At 67.7% G+C, this 18,862-nt stretch carries 22 protein-coding genes; 12 read left to right on the top strand and 10 right to left on the bottom strand.

The window, feature by feature from the left end:
• The first annotated feature begins 8 nt into the window (after nt 1-8).
• From FB560_RS02535 to FB560_RS02515, 5 genes are all read left to right on the top strand, one after another.
• A complete protein-coding gene (locus FB560_RS02535) occupies nt 9-797 on the top strand; it encodes an ABC transporter ATP-binding protein (protein WP_141870924.1) in 789 nt (262 codons plus the stop codon).
• A complete protein-coding gene (locus FB560_RS02530; RefSeq protein ID WP_141870923.1) occupies nt 794-2,434 on the top strand; it encodes an ABC transporter transmembrane domain-containing protein in 1,641 nt (546 codons plus the stop codon). The genes FB560_RS02535 and FB560_RS02530 overlap by 4 nt, the downstream gene beginning before the upstream one ends.
• On the top strand, nt 2,427-4,241 hold the full coding sequence (locus FB560_RS02525) for an ABC transporter ATP-binding protein (protein ID WP_170198026.1): 1,815 nt from the start codon (nt 2,427-2,429) through the stop codon (nt 4,239-4,241). The genes FB560_RS02530 and FB560_RS02525 overlap by 8 nt, the downstream gene beginning before the upstream one ends.
• The gene (locus FB560_RS02520) at nt 4,238-5,128 is read left to right on the top strand and encodes a siderophore-interacting protein (protein ID WP_141870921.1); all 891 of its coding nucleotides are present in this window, start codon (nt 4,238-4,240) and stop codon (nt 5,126-5,128) included. The genes FB560_RS02525 and FB560_RS02520 overlap by 4 nt, the downstream gene beginning before the upstream one ends.
• Nucleotides 5,129-5,218: 90 nt before the next feature.
• Nucleotides 5,219-5,878, top strand: coding sequence for a dihydrofolate reductase family protein (locus FB560_RS02515; protein ID WP_141870920.1), 660 nt, complete (start codon nt 5,219-5,221; stop codon nt 5,876-5,878).
• 115 nt (nt 5,879-5,993) lie between these two features.
• On the opposite strand, the gene FB560_RS02510 is transcribed toward FB560_RS02515, so the two are convergent.
• Complete coding sequence (locus FB560_RS02510; protein ID WP_141873093.1) at nt 5,994-6,422, bottom strand: Hsp20/alpha crystallin family protein; 429 nt, start codon at nt 6,420-6,422, stop codon at nt 5,994-5,996.
• A 491-nt stretch (nt 6,423-6,913) separates the two neighbouring features.
• Here FB560_RS02510 and FB560_RS02505 point away from each other — a divergent pair, with 491 nt between their 5' ends.
• Complete coding sequence (locus FB560_RS02505) at nt 6,914-7,255, top strand: MerR family transcriptional regulator (RefSeq protein ID WP_141870919.1); 342 nt, start codon at nt 6,914-6,916, stop codon at nt 7,253-7,255.
• A gap of 10 nt (nt 7,256-7,265) precedes the next feature.
• Here FB560_RS02505 and FB560_RS02500 read toward each other — a convergent pair whose 3' ends face one another.
• On the bottom strand, nt 7,266-7,913 hold the full coding sequence (locus tag FB560_RS02500) for a YoaK family protein (RefSeq protein WP_141870918.1): 648 nt from the start codon (nt 7,911-7,913) through the stop codon (nt 7,266-7,268).
• 70 nt (nt 7,914-7,983) lie between these two features.
• On the opposite strand from FB560_RS02500, the gene FB560_RS02495 reads away from it, so the two are divergent.
• Nucleotides 7,984-8,799 (top strand): aminoglycoside phosphotransferase family protein, encoded by an 816-nt coding sequence (locus tag FB560_RS02495; protein ID WP_141870917.1) that lies wholly within the window; start codon nt 7,984-7,986, stop codon nt 8,797-8,799.
• Between the two features lie 124 nt (nt 8,800-8,923).
• On the opposite strand, the gene FB560_RS02490 is transcribed toward FB560_RS02495, so the two are convergent.
• Both FB560_RS02490 and FB560_RS02485 read right to left on the bottom strand, forming a co-directional pair.
• A complete protein-coding gene (locus FB560_RS02490; protein WP_141870916.1) occupies nt 8,924-9,208 on the bottom strand; it encodes a hypothetical protein in 285 nt (94 codons plus the stop codon).
• A gap of 118 nt (nt 9,209-9,326) precedes the next feature.
• Entirely contained in the window at nt 9,327-9,659 is a 333-nt protein-coding gene (locus tag FB560_RS02485) for a DUF7882 family protein (RefSeq protein ID WP_141873092.1), read from the bottom strand.
• 221 nt (nt 9,660-9,880) lie between these two features.
• Between FB560_RS02485 and FB560_RS02480 the strand changes: the two genes are divergently transcribed.
• The 5 genes from FB560_RS02480 (at nt 9,881) to FB560_RS02460 (ending at nt 12,915) form a co-directional block, all read left to right on the top strand.
• Entirely contained in the window at nt 9,881-10,363 is a 483-nt protein-coding gene (locus tag FB560_RS02480) for a transporter substrate-binding domain-containing protein (protein WP_229673314.1), read from the top strand.
• Nucleotides 10,364-10,392: 29 nt separating this feature from the next.
• Nucleotides 10,393-11,346, top strand: a complete 954-nt coding sequence (locus FB560_RS02475; RefSeq protein WP_267901908.1) for a cation transporter — start codon at nt 10,393-10,395, stop codon at nt 11,344-11,346.
• On the top strand, nt 11,315-11,794 hold the full coding sequence (locus FB560_RS02470; RefSeq protein WP_141870914.1) for a hypothetical protein: 480 nt from the start codon (nt 11,315-11,317) through the stop codon (nt 11,792-11,794). The genes FB560_RS02475 and FB560_RS02470 overlap by 32 nt, the downstream gene beginning before the upstream one ends.
• A gap of 22 nt (nt 11,795-11,816) precedes the next feature.
• Nucleotides 11,817-12,095 (top strand): hypothetical protein, encoded by a 279-nt coding sequence (locus tag FB560_RS02465; RefSeq protein ID WP_229673318.1) that lies wholly within the window; start codon nt 11,817-11,819, stop codon nt 12,093-12,095.
• Between the two features lie 199 nt (nt 12,096-12,294).
• On the top strand, nt 12,295-12,915 hold the full coding sequence (locus FB560_RS02460; protein WP_141870912.1) for a hypothetical protein: 621 nt from the start codon (nt 12,295-12,297) through the stop codon (nt 12,913-12,915).
• Nucleotides 12,916-13,342: 427 nt separating this feature from the next.
• Here the strand turns inward: FB560_RS02460 and FB560_RS20635 are convergent, their stop codons facing one another.
• The 6 genes from FB560_RS20635 to FB560_RS21130 form a co-directional block, all read right to left on the bottom strand.
• Nucleotides 13,343-13,678, bottom strand: a complete 336-nt coding sequence (locus FB560_RS20635; RefSeq protein WP_170198025.1) for a hypothetical protein — start codon at nt 13,676-13,678, stop codon at nt 13,343-13,345.
• Nucleotides 13,678-16,392: a phage tail tape measure protein gene (locus FB560_RS02450; protein WP_170198024.1), complete on the bottom strand. Its 2,715-nt coding sequence runs from the start codon at nt 16,390-16,392 to the stop codon at nt 13,678-13,680. The genes FB560_RS20635 and FB560_RS02450 overlap by 1 nt, the downstream gene beginning before the upstream one ends.
• A 684-nt stretch (nt 16,393-17,076) precedes the next feature.
• Nucleotides 17,077-17,328 (bottom strand): hypothetical protein, encoded by a 252-nt coding sequence (locus tag FB560_RS02445; RefSeq protein WP_141870909.1) that lies wholly within the window; start codon nt 17,326-17,328, stop codon nt 17,077-17,079.
• Nucleotides 17,325-17,543 carry a hypothetical protein gene (locus FB560_RS02440; protein ID WP_141870908.1) on the bottom strand — a complete coding sequence of 73 codons (219 nt, stop codon included), beginning with the start codon at nt 17,541-17,543 and terminating at the stop codon, nt 17,325-17,327. The genes FB560_RS02445 and FB560_RS02440 overlap by 4 nt, the downstream gene beginning before the upstream one ends.
• The gene (locus FB560_RS02435) at nt 17,540-18,484 is read right to left on the bottom strand and encodes a hypothetical protein (protein WP_141870907.1); all 945 of its coding nucleotides are present in this window, start codon (nt 18,482-18,484) and stop codon (nt 17,540-17,542) included. The genes FB560_RS02440 and FB560_RS02435 overlap by 4 nt, the downstream gene beginning before the upstream one ends.
• 1 nt (nt 18,485) lies before the next feature.
• Nucleotides 18,486-18,659, bottom strand: coding sequence for a helix-turn-helix domain-containing protein (locus tag FB560_RS21130; RefSeq protein WP_407662558.1), 174 nt, complete (start codon nt 18,657-18,659; stop codon nt 18,486-18,488).
• Between the last annotated feature and the right edge of the window lie 203 nt (nt 18,660-18,862).

Genomic DNA, 18,862 nt, shown 5'->3' with positions numbered 1-18,862 from the left:
GAACACGCATGACCGCTTCGCTGCTGGCCCGCGACATCACGCTGGGCTACGGGGAGACCCCGATCATCTCCGACCTGTCGCTGGAGGTGCCGGACGACTCGTTCACGATCATCATCGGACCGAACGCGTGCGGCAAGTCGACCCTGCTGCGCGGGTTCGCCCGGCTGCTGCGCCCCATCACCGGCGCCGTGCTGCTGGACGGCGCCGAGCTGCGCACCCTCAAGCCGAAAGAGGCGGCCCGCAAGCTGGGGCTCCTCCCCCAGTCGTCCATCGCCCCCGACGGGATCACGGTCGCCGACTTGGTCGGTCGCGGTCGGTTCCCGCACCAGAGCGCGATGCGCACCTGGAGCAGTGCCGATGAGCGCGCGGTCTCCGCGGCGATGGCGGCGACCGGGGTCACCGACCTGTCCCGCCGACTCGTCGACGAGCTGTCCGGCGGCCAGCGCCAGCGCGTGTGGGTGGCGATGGCGCTCGCACAGCAGACCAAGCATCTGCTGCTCGACGAGCCGACGACGTTCCTCGACATCGCGCACCAGATCGACCTGATGGAGTTGTTCGCCGATCTGCACCGCAGCGGGACCACCCTGGTGGCCGTCCTGCATGACCTCAACCACGCCGCGCGCTACGCGACCCACCTCGTGGCGATGCGCGATGGGGCCGTCGTCGCGCAGGGTGACCCTCGAGAGATCATCACCGCCGAGCTCGTGCAGGCCGTGTACGACCTCCCGTGCAAGGTGATCACCGATCCCGTGTCGGGTACGCCCCTCGTGCTCCCGCTCGGCCGGCGGACACCGTGACGAACACTCCGCGACGGCTCTTCGGCATCGCCCTGAGCGCGGAGGGACGGGGCATCGCCCTGGCCGGAGCGACGGCGCTGCTCATCGTGCATGCGCTGGCCGAGGCCACGATCCCCGTCATCATCGGGGCGACGATCGACCGCGCCGTGCTCCCCGCCGACCCGGCAGCGCTCGCGCTCTGGATCGCCGTGCTGGTGGCGACATTCCTCGTGCTGACCGTGAGCTATCAGTCGGCCTCCCGCCTGATGGTCTCGATCTACGGTTACGGAGAGCAGGCGCTGCGCCACCTGACGCTGTCGCGGATGCTGCGCCCCCGACTCTCGCGCCGCACCGTGACGCCCGGCGAGGCGCTGACCTTCGTCACGTCCGACACCTATCGGGTCGCCGGTGTGGCGTGGTCCGTGGCGCAGCAGTGCTCCACGATCGCCGCGATCATCGGGGCCGGACTCGCGATGCTGGTGATCTCGCCCGTCGCGACCCTCGTCGTCTTCGGCTCGACCATCACGATGATGTTCGTGATGCAGGTCGTGTCGCGTCCGCTCGAGCGTCGGGGCTTCGCCGAGCAGCATGCGGCCACCGAGGCCGGGGCCGTCGCCGCGGACTTCATGAGCGGTTTCCGCGTGCTCGTCGGCATCGGCGCGCGCGAGGAGGCCGTGCGGCGTTACATCGCCGCGAGCGACACCTCCCGCCGCGCCGCGACCGCGGCCGGTCGATCCCTCGCCTCGTACGAAGCGGTCAGCAGCACGCTCGCCGCGGTCGCGACGACCGCTCTCGCGGGCATGTCGGCCTGGTTCGCCGCTGAGGGCCGCATCAGCATCGGCGAGCTGGTCACCGTGCTCGGACTCGCCCAGTTCATCAGCGGCTACCTCGCCTACGCGGGATCGTTCCCTTCCAACTGGATCCACAAGCTCGCCTCGGCCAAGAGACTGGCCGAGGTCATCGACGCCGAAGACCTGCTCGACGGGCCGGTCGCGCGCGCGGGTCATGCCGCCCCGGCGGATGACATCGTGCTGACCTTCCGCGTGGGCACGGCGGATGGGCCCCTCGTGGAGGTGAGAGAGGGTGAGCTGCTCGGCATCCGTCCGGCTGACAGCGATACCGCACGGGCGCTCTCCCGGTTGCTCGGCCTGCGCACGCCACCGGAGCACGGCCGGGTCCAGCTCTCGGTCGATGGTGAACGGCGTGATCTGACGGAATGGGATCCGGTCGAGTACCGCCGCCGGGTCGTCGCCCCGCCGCACGGCCAGACGATCGTGAGCGGCACGCTGCGCGAGTCCGTGCGCGGACACGGCAACGACGGATCGCCGCATCCCGCCCTCGTCGACATGGCCGCTCTGCAGGACACCGTGGTGCAGGTGGGCGGCTGGGAGTCGCAGGTGGGCGAGGCCGGTCGACGACTCTCGGGCGGGCAGCGGCAGCGCATCGGGATCGCACGGGCGCTGCACGCGGATGCCGAGGTGCTCGTGCTGGATGAGCCGACCTCGGCCGTGGACGCCGTCACCGAGGCGCACATCGCGCGTTCGCTCGCCGGGCACAGCGACACCGTCATCGTGATCACCACGTCCCCCGTCCTGCTCGGCGCCTGCGACCGGGTCGTCGAACTCCCCTCACACGGATCGGATGCTGGGCATGAGTGACTCCACGAACTCCACCACACCGCTGCTCCCGATCGCCTCGAGCGCCCGCGTGCGCGCCGTGGTCGCCGCCCTGCTGCGACAGCATCCGCGGAGGGCCGCGGGCGTCGCTCTGCTCTTCCTCGCGGCATCCGCCCTCGGCATCGTGATGCCCGCGTGCCTGGGCCGCATCGTCGACGCCGTGTCATCGGATGCCGGATTCGCGACCATCGCCGGCTGGGTGGTCGGCGCGGGTGCCGGTGCGATCGGCGCTGCCGTGGTGATGCTGTGGGCGGTGCGGGTGCTCACCGGCCTGGTGCAGGACATGCTCGCCAGCCTGCGCGAAGACGTGTTCACCTCCGCCATGCGCCTCCCGGTCAGCGCGGTCGACGACGGAGAGAGCGCCGATCTGCTCTCCCGCGTGACGGGCGACGTCGACGCCGTGGCTGAGGCCGGTGGAAACGTCGCGCCCACCCTCCTGTCCGCCGCCTTCGCGATCGCCGTCTCGGTGGTCGCGCTGACCGCGCTCGACCCCTGGCTGGCGCTCGCCGGCATCGCGTCCGCGCCGTTCTACGTGCTCGGAACCCGGGCGTTCCTGCGGAGGTCGCGCGTCGTGTTCCGCGAGGTGCGCGTGCGCGAAGCCGCGCGGAGTCAGGCCGTGCTCGACGCGGTCGAGGGCATCGACACGCTCACCGCGTTCAACGAACAGGACCACGCCCTCGCCCGTGTCTCCGAGCGTGCCGAGGCCTCGATCCGGATGCAGATCGAAGGCGTACGCGTGACGAACCGGCTGTTCCGGTGGATCAACGGCGGCGAACTGGTCGGTCTGGCCGCGATCCTCGGCACCGGCTTCCTGCTGCAGTCCGCCGGCGCGATCACCGTCGGCATGGTCACCACCGCCGCGCTGCTCTTCCACCGCCTGTTCGGTCCGGTCGGTCAGCTGATCTTCGGCCTCAACGACATCCAGCGCGCGGCGATCGGACTCGCGCGCCTCGTGGGCGTCATCGACCTGGCCCCTGCAGCCTCGGGCGTGACGACCGGCGGATCGGATGCGGCGACGGCGGCATCCGCGGGCATCGAGGTGCGCGACCTGACGTTCCACTACCCGACCACCGGTCGCGGCATCAGCGACGTGAACCTGCAGGTCTCGTCCGGCACGACCGCCGCACTGGTCGGCACGTCCGGGTCGGGCAAGAGCACCCTCGCCCGGGTGATCGCCGGACACCACCCGCCGACGTCCGGGAGCGTGCACCTCGCCGCGAACGCGGATGCGCCCTACTATCTGTCGCAGGAGCTGCATCAGTTCCGCGGCACGATCGCCGACAACCTGCGACTCGTCGCGCCGGACGCGAGTCACGACGACATGATCGCCGCACTGCAGGCGGTCGGGGCCGGCTGGGCGGTCGACGCCCTGAACCGGGAGTCCGGCGGCGCGGACCCCTCGGATGAACCCGTCGTGCCGATGGACGAAGGCCGCATCCAGCAGCTCGCCGTCGCGCGAGCGTTCCTGGCGGACCCCGCCGTCGTGATCCTCGACGAGGCGACGGCCGACGTCGGACTGCATCACCGCGACGCGGTGGAAGAGGCGATCGCCGCGCTGCGCAAGGGCCGTACGGCGCTGCTCATCGCACATCGGCTGCAGCAGGCCACCACCGCTGAGCAGATCGTCGTCTTCGCCGACGGACGCCCCACACAGCGTGGCACGCACGAGGAGCTCCTCGACATCGACGGCCTGTACCGCGACTCCTGGCTCGCCCAGACGTCGAACACCCTTCACCCCCGCACCCCCACTCACTCCCCGACCCCGAACGAAGAGACGGAGACTCCGTGAACATCCACCGCGGCATCGTCAGCAGCACGGCCACCCTCACCCCGAACCTGATCCGCATCACCCTCGCCGGCGACGGCGTCGCCGACTTCCTCAGCACCGGCATCGGCGACGAGTACGTGCGTGTGTTCTTCCCGCACGGCGAAGACCCCACCGACGTCTCGCTGCCCGTGCCCGCGGGCGACTGGTGGGAGACGCCGGAGGGTGCGCCGGAGGCTCCGATGCGCACGTACACGATCAGCGGCGTACGCCCGGATGCCGGCGAGCTCGACATCGACTTCGTCACTCATGAGGCGGGCGTCGCCGGCCCCTGGGCCGCCCGTGCCGAGCCCGGTCACGTGCTCGGACTGAACGCACCGACGGGTCTGTACTCACCCCCGGCCGACATCACCTGGCAGGTGCTGGTGGCCGACCTCACCGGTCTGCCCGCCGTCGCCCGCATCGCCGCGGAGGCACCGGAAGGCGTGCGCACCCGGGTCGTGCTCGAAGTGCCCAGCGACGCCGACAGGGTCGCCTTCGAGGTCAGCTCCGACGTCGAGGTCACCTGGGTCGTCGGCGGGAACGGCCATGGTCCGAGCGCGCTGGGTCAGCTGGTGCGCGGCATCGTCGACGAGCGCCTCGCCCTCGATGAGGGGTACGTCTGGGTGGCGGGCGAGACCGTCGCGCTGCGCGATGTGCGCAAGTACCTGCGCAAGGAGCTGGGACTGCCTGCGACGCGGTTCAAGGTCGTGGGCTACTGGACCCCGATCGCCGCCTGGGACGAGAAGTTCGCGGCACTTCCGGAGTCGGTGCAGAAGGAGCTCGACGCGATCTGGACCGAGATCGAAGACGACGAGCCGGAGGATGTGCAGGTGCGCTTCGAGGAGAGGCTCGACCAGCTCGGACTCTGAGGACTGCACGGCGCCGCGCGGGCATCTGTTGCCGCGCGCGGTGCCTTCGCCGTACGGTTGTCGCACACTCGACAACCCCCTGGAGATCACATGTCCCTCGTCCGCGTGCACAACTTCTCGGTCTCGCTCGACGGCTTCGGTGCCGGCGAGGGGCAGACCCTCGAGGCGCCGTTCGGTCACGCCGACTCGCACCTGATGCAGTGGGCGTTCGGCACCCGCACGTTCCGCCAGATGGGGCTGCCGGGTCCGACCCCCGGTTCCACCGGCGTCGACGATGCCTTCGCACGCCAGTGGGGACCCGGCATCGGCGCGGAGATCATGGGGCGCAACAAGTTCGGCCCGCAGCGCGGTGCCTGGGAGGACGAGGAGTGGAAGGGGTGGTGGGGCGATGAGCCCGTCTTCCGCACCCCGGTCGTGGTGCTGACGCATCACCCGCGACCGACCCTGGAGATGGAGGGAGGCACCACATTCCACTTCGTCGATGCCGACCCCGTCGATGCCCTGGCACGGGCGCGCTCGCTGGCCGGCGATGGCGACATCCGCATCGGCGGCGGTGTGGACACAGTGCGGCAGTTCCTCGCGGCCGACCTGATCGACCACATGCACATCGTCCTCGTGCCGATCGTGCTCGGCCGTGGCGAGCGCCTGTGGGACGGGCTGGAGGGGCTCGAGGAGCGCTTCGAGATCGAGGCGACGCCGTCGCCGTCCGGCGTGGTGCACCTGGTGTTCACCCGACGCGCCACGCCGTGACGGCCTGACGACCGGACGGCCTGACGACCTGACGACCGCGATGAGGTCGTCCTTCGCGAAGCGGGGGGCCACCCGTGGGTGGTCGCGTCGATGCGGCGACCACCCACGGCGGCGGTCAGGCCGTCACAGCCTTGGAGCTGTGGGAGCCGACCGAATCGATCTGGATCTTGCGCGGCTTGGCACGCTCAGCGATCGGGATCACCACGCTGAGCACGCCGTTGTCATATGCGGCGCTGATGCCCTGCGCGTCCACGTCGTCACCGATCGTGAAGCGGCGGACGTAGGACCCGAACGGGCGCTCCTGTGCCAGCCATCGCGAGTTGTCACGGTTCGCCTCGGTGCGTTCCGCGCGGATCGTCAAGAGGTGACCGTCGACGTCGACATCCACCGATCCAGGGTCCACTCCCGGAAGGTCGGCGTTGAGGACGTAGCGGTCGCCTTCGCGGAACAGATCCACAGGCATCAGGCGCGGTTGCCGGCTGGTGTCGAAGACGCTCTGGGCGATTCGGTCCAGCTGGCTGAAAGGATCAAATGACATCGACATGGTGAGAGATTCTCCTTCCAATGGAGGACGGCGTCCGGAGCCGTCCGGTCGTAGCGAGTGATGAGAGCGGCCGCGCGCGGCGGCCTCACGCGGAGGCGCCCGCACACGTTCGGAAAGCGCTCGGATCCACAGGTCCACGACGGGAACGGTCCGGCGGTCTCGGAGAACGCCGTGCTCTCCCGCGGGGCGGGGTGCGGTGGCAGTGGTGGTGGACTCGGCCACGAGGACCGCCATGATCTGCGCGAACTCCGACTGGACCAACTCCGCATCCGCGGAGATGATGTCCGCGAACTCCGTCTGCATCACAGCCGTCTGCAGGACATCCGCCTGGCTCGTCATCGCCATACAGGATCACCTCCATACCTGTCGTCGCCTGCTGTCTCGGTGCCCGCATGTCCTGGCACCGAGACCCGGAAAGATCTGGATCAACTGATGCATATTTTGTACACCGAAGTTTGACGAAGTGCAAGTCCGTGCGGGAAGCTCTCTCCATGGACCCGACTTCCCGCTCCGTGCCGGTGTACACAATGAGCGTTGCGGCGGAACTGCTCGACCTGCCCCCGGCGACACTGCGGCTGTACGAGCGGAAGGGCCTGGTCCTCCCCGCGCGCACCGACGGCGGGACCCGGCGATACAGCGCGGATGACATCGATCGCATGCGCCGCATCGCTGATCACCAGACCGACGGCATCAATCTGGCCGGCATCAGGACGGTCATGGGCCTGGAGGACGAGAACGCGCAGCTCAGGGCGACGCTCGATCGCCGCAGTCCCGGTCTCGACGCGTTCGAGAAGGAAGACCCGGCGCCCGGACGCGAAGACCGGAGACGGTAGGGCCGATTCGTCAGGGCCGGATGGGCAACCGGCGTCGCGCAGCCAGCGCGACCGCCACGACGCCCAGCACCACGGCGGCGATCAGGAGAGCCACCTCGCCACCGAGCCGATGAGCGGCAGCCCCCACCACCGCTCCGCCCGCGAGCGCGCCCCACAACAGCAGAGGCCGCTGCCATTCGGAGCGCGAGCGTCCTGTCACCAGGGCTGCGAGCGCCAATCCGAGACTCACCAGCGTGCCGGTGGCGTAGGTGATCGCGACCCGCGCGCGCCCCTCCGCGAGGTACAGGGTGTTCAGGGCACCCATCGCCGCCGCGAGCAGCAGGAAACGCCACGGCCCGTCGGGCAGCAGGAACGAGAGCACCGCGCTGATCGCGACGGCGGCGGCGGATGCGGCCACCGCCCACGCCCGCCGTTGCCCCTGCCGCCCGATGAGCGCCCCTGCGGTGACTCCGACGACGAACGCCGCGACGAGCGACAGCGGCAGGATCACCGCCGTCGCTCCCTGCTCGATGACCTCGACACCGGACTGGGTGGAGTTGCCGCTCATGAAGGAGACGAACAGACCTCCGGTCTCGATGAAGCCGATGGCGTCGACATATCCGGCGACACCGCCGAGCAGCAACGACAGCAGCAGGCCGCGACGTGTGACGTCTCTCATGCCCGGATCCTCATGCTGCGAGTCTAGGAGGCTGCACAGCGTCCGCCGATGCTGCTCCTAGGCTGTGTGCATGCCGTCCCAGACCCACGACCTCGGATTCACCGACACGGAGGTGAGGAAGAGGTTCCTCAGCTGGTCAGACGGAGAAGCCGACCGCGAGTGGGGCTGCCTCCGCGTCATCGCAGAACACGCCCCGGAGATCGCACCGCGACCGCTGCGGCAGGAGAGCGCAGACGGTCATCCTGTCGTGGTCATGGAGCGGCTCCCGGGCAAGCCCCTCGGCGACAGGCCGCTCACCGCTGCGCAGACGGCATCCCTCGGCCGCGCGCTGCGACGCCTCTACGGCATCCCCCTCGCGCACGTCACCGCAGCCGGGATCGGCGAGCGCCGTCTCGGCCCGTCGACGCTTCCTGGCGCTCTGAGCGGCTGGCTGGACGAAACGCACGACCTGTCCCTCTGCGAGGACCCCGCGCACGTGCGGGACGGGATCGACACGGCGAGGGAGTGGTTGTCTCGGCCCGATGTGCTCCCGGCGACGCGACTCACCGCACTCGGGATCGCAGACCTCAACCCCGCGAACATCCTCTGGGACGGCCGGACCTGCCGACTCGTCGACTTCGAGGACGGGGGCCTCACGGATCCGGCGTACGATCTGGCTGATCACGTCGAGCATCTCGCCGGACGCCTCACCGGCGTGTTCGACTCCGTGACGCTCTCCGCCGCCGCCGGGCTGTCCGAGGAGGAGCGGAAACGGATGGCTGCCTATCGCCCGCTCTGGGCGGCGTTCTGGCTCGTGATGCTCCTGCCGGGGAATGGAGCGTTTCGGCGCAACCCTCCCGGCACCACGGAAGCCCAGGCCACGCATCTGCTGACCCTCATCCGCTGACGGCCGCTGCCCCGCCGAAGCGAACGACGGTCGATGCGAGCGACGACCACCTGGACAGGGTCGCGCTCATCCGTGTTCGGGGTCGTCCTCCGCCGCAGCGATGAGCCCTGACCCTCACGGCACGCTACTTCGAGATCAGCGGCGGCAGGTGCGGGATCTCGATCGGGCGCGTCGCGCGGCTCGTCTCGTAGAAGCGGCGCACCTCGTCGAGTGCTTCGATGGCTGACATGTATCGGATTGCGACCGGGATTTCGCGGATCCACATGACTTCGACCTCGCTGACGTCGACGTGATAGACGCAGCCCACTGTTCTACGCGGATCGTTTTCCGCGTACCGATGATCCAGAATCAGCCACTCGCGTTCGGCGACTTTCCGGAGTTCAAAGCGGGCATCGGGAACGTCTGACATCTCACCCTCCAACGTTCGACAGAGACCGTTCCCTTCAACGGTCTAGAACAACCGTCACCCCGAAGGAGCGGAGCGACAAGACCGTTGACGAATTCCGGATTCTGATGCAGACGGTCGGCTATTCGTCCGACGGATCAACTTCGTCCGCGGCGTCGAGTACTTCGTCGATGAGCAGGATTCCGCCGGTGGAGTTCGCCGATAGCATCAGGTCCTCGATCCACTTCACGTTGATCATCGGCGCCTCGGCATCGTCGAAGGTAAACCGAAGCGGGATCGACGGGTGCAACCAAATCGTCGATCGTCCGGGGGCATCGCCATCCGGGTGCTTCCAGGAGAGCGTGAAGCTCTCATTGCGGCGCAGCTTGGTCGCGATGACGATCTTCAGGTGTGCGAGCGCACGATCCTCAATGTGGATGGGCTCCGTCGCGACGCCGTAGTTCAGTGTGCCCACACCAGCCACCATACTGAATTGAGGCCGTTCGGAGATGCGTGGGACGGTCGCGGCGGAGCAGAGGTGCCGCGCGAGCGTGCCGGGAAGTGCGATCGGGCACATGGTGAGCATCACCGTGAGGCAGCTGAAGTCTGATCGCACGTTCCCTCAACCCATACTCCTGGGCTTGGTTCGCGTCAATCGCCTTCATCGCCCCGCTTTCGGTCGCGAGGATGGGTCACGTGAACGCGCGTCGATCTCGCTCCTGCTCTGCTCTGATTGCCTCCGGCGTGGTTGCCCTGCTGCTCAGCGGGTGTGGTCTGACGATCCCCACCGACCCGAACGGCACGCTCGAAACGGTTCGCGATGGTGAGCTTCGCGTCGGCGTGTCCCCAGATCCTCCCCTGGTGGTCGACAGCGCTGGCGTGCCCTCCGGAAGCGTCGTCGCACTCGTCGATCGCTTTGCGGCAGCACTCGACGCCACACCGGTGTGGACCGTCGCGACGGAAGAGACGCTCGTGGGAATGCTGGAAGAAGGCGACCTTGACCTGATAGCGGGGGGCATCACGGCTGACACTCCGTGGCTGGAACGTGCTGGCGTCAGTCGCGGGTTCACGGATATCTCCGGCGCCGATGGCCGTGAGCTCGTGATGCTGGTGCCGCTGGGTGAGAACGACTTCTTGTCGACGCTCGAGCGTTTCCTCGACGCCGAGGTCGGGTCGTGAGCAGGAATCATGAGTTCGGACGCACGGATCTGCCCCCTGAGCAGGCGCAGGCGCTGCGTAAGGCCGTCCGCTGGGAGTGGATCACCATCGCCTACACGAGCGTGACGATCGCCGTCATCGCTGTGGTCGTCGGGAACTCGCAGGCGATGCGGACGGCATGGATCGAAGACATGTTGTCGCTGATTCCCCAGTTCGCGTTCCTGATCGCCCTGATATTCGTCCGCCGCAGACCCAACCGCACCCACCCCTACGGCATGCATCGGGCGATGGGTATCGGGCACCTCGTCGCCGGCGTCGCCCTCTTCGTCGTGGGTGCAAACCTTGCTGTGGAGTCGACCTTGGGACTGATCGCCGGTGAACATCCCACGATCGGCACGGTGCAGATCTGGGGCCAGACGATCTGGCTGGGCTGGTTGATGATCGCGGTGATGGCTGTCATCGTCGTCGGCCCGATCTTCTTCTACGGCCCCGCGAAAGCGAAGCTCGCACCCGTCCTGCACAACAAGCTTCTCTACGCCGACGCGGATATGGCAAAAGCGGACTGGCAAACGACCGTCGCGTCCATCGTCGGCGTCCTCGGCGTGGGTGTCGGGGTGTGGTGGCTCGACGGAGCGGCAGCCGTGTTCATCTCACTCGGGATCATCTGGGACGGTGTCCGCAACACCAAGGCCGCAGTCGTCGATCTCATGGATCAACGCGCCCGAACATACGACAGCAAGAATCCCCATCCCCTCGCGAGCGACATCGTCGCACACCTGCGCTCACAGCCCTGGGTACGCGACGCTGCTGTCCGTCTCCGTGACCAGGGACAGGTGTTCCACGTGGAAGCCTTCGTCATTCCCAGACGCGGCAGAGTCACCACCCGTCAGGTCACCACCGTCGCAGAAGGAATTGCGGCCCTGGACTGGAAGGTGCAGGACGTGGTCATCGTGCCCGCCGAGCAACTGCCAGATGAAGCGGACCCAGGCCACCGAGGCCAGTGAGGAAGGCCAGCGTGTGTGCGACGTCACCGTCCCGGGCGTGTACCGCTCCTCGCCGCGTGGAGGACAGGCCTCCCGCTTCCAAGACGCGAGTCAGCTCCGCCTCGAAGGGCGGCGATCAACCGATCCCACCGCTGCGGTGAGTATCGTCACAACGATCATCGCCGTCGATACGACGAGCAGAGCAACAGCCAACGGCATCCAGTCCATATCTCAAGAGACTCGATTTCACCGGATCTATTACGCGGCCCGTGAGGTGACGTTGAATCAGGCGCTGCAGACGTCGTGCGCCGACTGGTTTCGAGTCGATTTGGCCGCGCTGGCGGGGGCGATTGGTGCGACGTATAATTCTGGTGAATTCTGGCGGGCTGAAGGGCGCCCGTTGACCAAGTGGTACGGGATTCTGTGTCACTCGGATGTGGTGCGCTCCTCAGTAGCCAAGGCTGACTGATTGGAGTGTTGAGATGTCCCCGATGTCCGATCCTCAGTTCGAGCTGAAGAAGATCACCGACACCGAGTGGGTGATCCTCGATCATCGTTACGGGCCGACAGACGCGCGCCGGACTGTCGCCTGCGTATACCAGCTGGACGAGTGCGAAGTGGAAGTCGTCTGGTTGAGGGATCTTCCCTTGACGACCTACTACACGTCTCCGATGGACGTACTCGAAGACGTCAGCCGGTTGCACCTTCCGCGCCGCGCACAACGTCCTCGCCCGATCCGCCACCTCCCCCCGTTGGCGTCGACGGCCTGAACGACCAGGGCGGGTACACCCCACTAATGGGGGGTGCGTGCTCGCTTCCAAGGCTGGTGACGCTCCGGCTGTTAGCTTTCGTCCAGGGGATGGACTTACCTGTGTCCACGGGGAAGGCAGGTATCTCAGCGATGCACCGGAGGCGACCGCAGCCGACGCTCGAGCGTGTCCACCCGACAACAGATGTAGGGGCATGCACATGGATTTGCGCGACCAGGATTCAACGAGTACCGACGGCACCACCCGGCGCACCATCATCCGGACGGCAGCATGGTCGGTGCCCGTCGTCGCCGCGACCATCGCGACCCCGCTCGCGGCAGCGTCCGCCCCAGCCGCCGACTACGCCATCGAGTCCAACTTCGGAAGCGGCTGGTACCCGACGACTCCCGACAACGCTTCCACCGGCGCTCTGCAGTTCGACTCAGACGGGGCGGACAAGTACCTCCGCGTCACTGGTACCACGGCTGGCGACGTCATCGCCGGAGTCCATGTCAACGTGTTGATCTCGAGCGGCTGGCCGGCGCCCGCGTTCACTCCGCTTCCTGGCAGCAACGCTGACTGGTCGACGTTGGCCGACACCGGCACCACCGAGGTTGTTAACGGCGTCACGTACCGCGTGTACCTCTCGAGCTACTCGCCCCCCCGTCATCGCGACAGGTACCGTCACCAACATCCCGATCGACTTCTACTTCCGATCCAGCAGCCCGTTCTACCCTGGCCAGACTGTCCAGACAAGGCGGTTCATGACCGTCGACTCGACGGCGGTCAGCCTCATTCGCAACCCGTCCGCAATCGTGAACACGAATGTCGCGCTCGCTGACGCACCCCACCCCTAGATCGTCGGCTCTGTCCCCATAGTGTCGACGTACGACCCCACCTGGCCCACCAGGTGGGGTCGTTTGCTTCGCACGGTGATCATCCGAGAGATTAAGGACGAGCTGAGTTTCTGCTTTTGGACGCGACGGCGGGAGTCGAACCCTACGCACGCGGCCGGAACTACGGCGAGCGCAAGCTCCACCCCCGGGATTACGGCAGTTCTGGTTTATTGGGATCACCGAACCATGCACCCAGTTACGGGTTTTGTTGTCACCATGTTGTCACCATACGGCGACCGGTTGAGTGTCAGCGACCGCGCGAGTACGCTGGCGAGCGAATGGGGTGCTCCCCGCGTCAGCCTTGAGATAACAGGCCGTCTGAACACGCGGGCTCTGGCACCCCATTCGTCGGCAACGGCACGGCGAGCACCATCAGGTGAGATGTTGGACTCGGGGCGATCCTGGGGGCAGGCAGTGCCGAGCCGCGAGGGTCCTGACGGCAAGAGCGACGGCGGCTATGCGTGCCATGACGTCCAAGACTTGCGCCGGAGGCGCTTCGGTCATGAGCCTCACGAGGACCTCGGCGGCTGCTTCGGTGGCGATGAATACCGCGTAGCTCGGGTTTCCTGTTTCGGTCGTGATCTGCTGGATTGCTTCTGTGACGTCTCCGCCCGTGAGCATCTGATCGGCAAGAGCGAAGGTGTGGCGTTCTACGGCCACCTCATCGGCGGTGAAGGGTTCAGCGCCGGGGAACTCGATGAGGCGCATTAGTCGCTCACCCCCTCGTTGACTCCAGTCATGGCCATTGCGCGCCTCACCTCTTTGTTCATCGCCCGCACGAGCTCGCCCTCGTCGGCTCTGACGATGTCACCTGTGAATGTGTACTGGTTGCCACCCGTCGTTCGCTGGGGCGCCGCGGCAGCGTACGACGGGGGTGCGGGTTGCCACGCCCCGAGTCTCCGCCCCGTCTCTACCCAGATGTCGCGGGACCGGTCGCCGTAGGCGGGGTTCATCGTGATGAACGCTTCGTCCCACCCTGCTTCAGCGTACTTGAGTAGTCCCCCGTTGGTGGCCGAAGCGATGTGCGGCGGAGTCCCGTTGCTACCAAAGCCAACAACCCCGCCTGCGGCGAACGCGGCGACCTGCTTGCCATTGCTGTACAGGTTGCCGGCGGCGTTCTGCGGAGGCGTGTAGCCGATGCCGGCAATACCGGCGAGCTCAGCGTCACTCGCTCCGCGGTTGATCGCGACGTTGAGCCGGATCTTGCGCCCGTCGTAGGCGCTGATGAGTTGCTGAATCGCGGTGCTGGCTTCCCCGACGCCGAGCAGCTGCACTGTGGTGGGGATGTTGCCGGGGATGAGTCCGAGCCTGTCGGCGTAGGCGTCGGCTTCGGCGCCGGTGATGCCGAACTGGGCGAGCATATCGATGAGTTGCTGGCGGCCGGCGGCCATGGCCTCGTTCGCCGCCTGCTGGCTGCCGGTCTGGCTGAGCGTGGACGCGGTGACCTCGAGTGTTTTGCGGGCGATCGCGTCGAGTGCGGCTTCGTTGGACCGGCCTGCTTCGGTGGTGATGTCGAGGCTGGCGCCGTTCTCAGCGACCGAGGCTGCCAGGTCGTCGTATGCGGCCTCGAGCTCCCGGACTGCGGCGCGGGCGTCGAGCTCGGTGGACCCGAAGCCGCGGATGGCGTCGGAGAGCTCATCGATGCCCTGCATGGCGCCGGCTGCCCCGCCCTCGAGCTCGCGGAGTGCGCTCTCGTGCTGCTCGGCCGCGGCTGCGGCGGTCTTGTCTGCGGCGCTCTTCTGCTCGGCGACCTTCCGGGCCTCGTCGAGAGCTCCGATCTCGCCTTCCAGGCTTTCGGTGAGGAGCTCGGCGGCGCGAGAGGCGCGGATATCGGCGTCGGTCTGGTCGACCATGGCCTTGGATCCGCGATCGAGGCCTTTCTGCACGGCGGTGTAGACCTTGGTGAGTGCCTCCGCGTTGCCGAGCACGGCGTCTGTGACGGTGTCGACGCCGAGGCCGAGTTCCTCGGCGGCGTCGGCGGCGGATCCGCGGGAGATCCAGAGGAATGACTTCTCCGCGGTGAGGTTCTCCGCTGCCAGGTCACGGGTGGCCTGCGTCACTCGCTGCGTACCGCGCTCCAGGGTGTCGGCGTAGGCGCGGGCCTGGGCCTGCGCTTCGGCGTGTGCGGCCGCGACAGCGCCGATGACGCCGATGACGATGCCGAGCCCGACTGTCACGGCGCCGGCGGCGATGCTCACGCCCGACATCGACAGTTTGAGGTCAGACACGGCCTCCTTGAACGCCGCGACCCGGGGGACGCCGGTGAGGAAGGCGCCGGCCATGAGGGAGACGCCGGCCGCCGCGAGGGCGAAGATCACGCCGGCGCCCTGAACCTCTTCGGGGAGCTCGCCGAAGATGTCGAGCACACCGGTGGCGGACTGGACGAGGGCGCGGAGTGCGTCGTTGGCACCAGAACCGCTGGTGATGAGTGCGGTGTCGAAGGCCCCACCGAGTGCCTCGACGTCGCCGGCGAGGTTGTCCAGGCGCAGCCGCGCGGTTTCCGCGGCGTAGCCCTGGTCGTTGACGGCTTCGGTCCACTCACGGATCCCCTGCTCGCCTTCCGAGTAGAGGACACTGGCGGCGCGGACGGCGTCGGACCCGAAGATGGTCGCCATGGCCGCGTTGCGCTGCTCTGGGGTGAGCTTCTGCAGCGAGGTCTGGAGGTTGCCAGCGAACTGGGCGAGACCGACGAAGTTGCCGCCGGCGTCGTAGGCGGAGATCCCGAGCTCGTCCATCTTGCGTTGCGCTTCGGCGGACTGCGGGGTGAGGCGCTGCAGCATGCTCTTGAAGCTCGTGCCGGCGTCGGAGCCGATGAGGCCCTGAGAGGCGAAGGCGGCGAGCCCTGCGGTCGTTTCCTCGATCGAGAGCCCGGTCTGCTTGGCGACCATGCCGCCCTGCGCGAGAGCCTGGGAGAGGTCGGACACGTCACCCATGGCTTTGCCGGCGCCAGCGGCGAGCAGATCCGCGACGTGGGCCATGTCCTGGCCCTGCAGGTTGAAGGTCTTGAGTGCGACGGCGGCGATGCCGGCCGCCTGGGCGACGTCGAGGCCGCCGGCTGCTGCCAGGTCGAGGGAGGCGTCGAGGCCACCGCCGAGAATGTCGGCGGTGGAGACGCCGGCGCGGGCGAGCTCTTCGATCGCGCCGGCCGCTTCAGTGGCGCTGAACACGGTGCGGGCGCCGGCGTCGAGCGCGGCCTCCTTGAGGAGGTCCATGTTGCCGGCGGTCTCGTGCGTGGCCGCCTGCACATAGGACATCTGCTGGTCGAACTCAGCCCACTTGCTGATTGCCAGTCCGACGCCGAGAGCCGCGACGGCGCCGAAGCCGAGAGCTGCTCGGCCGAGCTGCTCGAAGCCCTGCTTCTGGGCTGCGAGTTTCTCCGCCTTGGTCGCGGTCTCTTCGGTCGCTTTGCCGACCTCTCTCATGCCCTGCATATAGCCCTGGGCCTGGAGTAGCAGGCTTACTTTTACGCTTCTGTCAGTCAACTCTCTTCACATCGATCCCGTGGGTTTTGGGGCGGTCAGGGGCGTCAGTCGTGGTGCTGAGAATCGGCGCCGTGCCTCCGAGCACGCCGATTCCAGAGGGTCTTGCCGTGGCGTTCTGAGCAGCACCGCTGCTCGTCACGCCGCGGGCGGAATACTGCATCGCACTCGGCGAGCGCGCACGTTCGTGGGGCAAGTGGTGCGGCGATCGCTTTGCCGCGGGCGACGTTGGCGCAGTGTTCGGAGCAGTACTTGCGGTTGCCCCTGCTGGTGGTGATGTCCGTCGAGCAGCTAGCACACGCGCGCTTGGGTGGCTGTGCGCAGTCGTTGCAGAGATGCCGCTGCGGTCCGCCGTTGTAGGGGGTCAGGTGACCGCATCGTGCAAGGCGCGGAGCGTCTGGGCGGCTGCCTCCGCGGCTCATCGCGGGCCCCTCCGCCAAAACCTTTGATTCCGGCGCGCGGGACAGCCACCTCCCCGACGGTACGACGCCGCCGGGCTGAGAGGGGCAACCCCCCAGGGGGTAGGAAGGGGCGACGCGGCCGTCACCGACGTCGCCCCGATGATGGACCGCGAGGGCGAGTGCGAGCGAACGGAGGACACCCGTGCGCCTCTCCCGGTCCGGACGCTCACCGGTCTGCTCGCAGTGCGTGCAGTCGGGCGAGGCGGAGCAGGCGCCGACGCAGACCCGCGGGCTTGGCCTCAGCCTCAGCGAGCAGCGCGTCAGCGGTGGTGTACGCCGTGCCTGTGCCGGCCGCCACGCTGAGGGTGGCATGGATCTCGGCGGCCAGGTGCTCGTCGTCGAGGGGTGCGGTCAAGCTGGTATCGGCTTCACGGGTGAGGAAGGTGGTGACGGCTGTGCCGTGCTGTGTGGGTGTCACTTGGTGCCCTTCTGTGCGTTGAATCGGTCGGCGCCGGCCTGGAGACCTGCGGGCTTGTCGTCGCCGCTGTGGCTGTGCTGCTCGGCATACAGGGCGCGTCCTGCTGCGAGGCTGCCGCCGTCCTCTCGCTCGCGCTCTCGGCGCTGCTTTCGACCGTCCGGGGTGTCATGCTCGGCAAACCGCTTGCGGCCGTTGTCCAGGCTGCCGGCGCTCACAGGATGCTCACCTTCACGCCCTTGGTCGGCGTGAGGTCGCGGTCGTCGTAGTACTTCTCCTTGGCTTTGATCCGGTTCTTGACGGCCGCGCTGGTGAGCATCGTCTCGGCGGTTTCGTGCACGCTGAGTAGTGTCGCTTCGTCGGGAATCCACGCCTTGTCGTCAGCGGAGATCCAGCGGAGGTACGCTGCCGCATCGTCGGGGAATACGTCGGCACCGTCGCGGTCGAACTGGGGGCGGGGTGGGGTCGTGAGCCAATCGTTGAACCCGGCCGATCCTTGCTCGTCGCGTGCGGTTCTCCAGAACCGGCGGCGGGCGGTGTAGCTGCTCTCATGGTCGAATGCCGCTCGCAGCTGTCCTGATCGATTGAGGACATCGATGCGGTATGGTCGGGCGCCGGCGTCGCCGAGGACGACGAAGATGTGGCGCTGGACGCGGCGGAGCTCGCGGTATCGCTCAATCTGGTCCTCGATCACCTGCCAGGCGTCCTGTGACGCCCCACCGCCACGGAGTGCATGGCTGGCGTTGCTGATGCCCTGCAGAGCCGGTTCCTGCTCCCGCACGGTACGCATGAGGTCGCGCAGCTGCTCGTCGAGGAACTTGAACGCTGGCCGGGTCGCATCGCCTCCATAGTTGATCTCCATGGCCGTCTGGAAACGGACGTGCTCGCGGAGCTCAGTACTGATCATCTGCTCCGCGGTGTACAGGCGGGCAGTGTCGACCACGGCGAGCGCGGAGGCGAGGATTTCGTCGTAGTCGTCGGAGAGCTGGACTGCGTGTTGGAAGTCGGCGTAGGCGCGGCGGTATGGGTCTGCGGTGGTGGTGTTTTCGGCGGAGAGGCGGTTGGTTCGCTTGTTGACGCCGGCGGGGTCGGTGTAGTCGCGGATGCGGCCGAGGGCTTCGGCGTTGAGGTCGGTGGCGGCCACGGCGGTGGTGGTCATGTCAGATGTGCTCCGTTCGTGTGGCCTGGTGCAGTGCGAGGTCTTCGCGGTCTATGGTCCAGCGGCGTCCGGTGCGTGTTGCGGGGAGGCGGCCGGCGTGGATTGCTTTGGTGACTGCTCGGGGTGTGATGCCGAGGTGGTTGGCGACTTCGGTTGTGCTGAGTGACTGTGGCATAGACGTGCCCGGTTCCGTCGAGTTGGTTCCGCTGTTGGGAACCGCTCTGCTCGCCCACCGTTCTCCCGATTGGCGTAGCGCCTCTAGGACGGCCGCGAGCTCGGTTCCGCTAATGCTGTCTCGGGTGCGATCGCGGAAGGCTTCGACGCCGGCTTGGCGCCAGAGGATGCGGGCGATCTCCGGTGGCACCAGGACGTCACCGG

This window comes from Microbacterium saperdae, from assembly GCF_006716345.1.
Classification (GTDB): Bacteria; Actinomycetota; Actinomycetes; order Actinomycetales; family Microbacteriaceae; genus Microbacterium; species Microbacterium saperdae.
Note: the sequence above shows the minus strand (reverse complement) of the source record. Positions and strands in the feature narration are given on the sequence as shown.

Coding starts and splice junctions, on each gene's coding strand:
- FB560_RS21130 (WP_407662558.1), bottom strand. CDS start 18,659: ATGCCACAGTCACTCAGCACAACCGAAGTCGCCAACCACCTCGGCATC.
- FB560_RS02535 (WP_141870924.1), top strand. CDS start 9: ATGACCGCTTCGCTGCTGGCCCGCGACATCACGCTGGGCTACGGGGAG.
- FB560_RS02525 (WP_170198026.1), top strand. CDS start 2,427: ATGAGTGACTCCACGAACTCCACCACACCGCTGCTCCCGATCGCCTCG.
- FB560_RS02465 (WP_229673318.1), top strand. CDS start 11,817: ATGTCCGATCCTCAGTTCGAGCTGAAGAAGATCACCGACACCGAGTGG.
- FB560_RS02460 (WP_141870912.1), top strand. CDS start 12,295: ATGGATTTGCGCGACCAGGATTCAACGAGTACCGACGGCACCACCCGG.
- FB560_RS02510 (WP_141873093.1), bottom strand. CDS start 6,422: ATGTCGATGTCATTTGATCCTTTCAGCCAGCTGGACCGAATCGCCCAG.
- FB560_RS02495 (WP_141870917.1), top strand. CDS start 7,984: ATGCCGTCCCAGACCCACGACCTCGGATTCACCGACACGGAGGTGAGG.
- FB560_RS02505 (WP_141870919.1), top strand. CDS start 6,914: ATGGACCCGACTTCCCGCTCCGTGCCGGTGTACACAATGAGCGTTGCG.
- FB560_RS02470 (WP_141870914.1), top strand. CDS start 11,315: ATGAAGCGGACCCAGGCCACCGAGGCCAGTGAGGAAGGCCAGCGTGTG.
- FB560_RS02435 (WP_141870907.1), bottom strand. CDS start 18,484: ATGACCACCACCGCCGTGGCCGCCACCGACCTCAACGCCGAAGCCCTC.
- FB560_RS02490 (WP_141870916.1), bottom strand. CDS start 9,208: ATGTCAGACGTTCCCGATGCCCGCTTTGAACTCCGGAAAGTCGCCGAA.
- FB560_RS02450 (WP_170198024.1), bottom strand. CDS start 16,392: ATGAGAGAGGTCGGCAAAGCGACCGAAGAGACCGCGACCAAGGCGGAG.
- FB560_RS02500 (WP_141870918.1), bottom strand. CDS start 7,913: ATGAGAGACGTCACACGTCGCGGCCTGCTGCTGTCGTTGCTGCTCGGC.
- FB560_RS02515 (WP_141870920.1), top strand. CDS start 5,219: ATGTCCCTCGTCCGCGTGCACAACTTCTCGGTCTCGCTCGACGGCTTC.
- FB560_RS20635 (WP_170198025.1), bottom strand. CDS start 13,678: ATGCGCCTCATCGAGTTCCCCGGCGCTGAACCCTTCACCGCCGATGAG.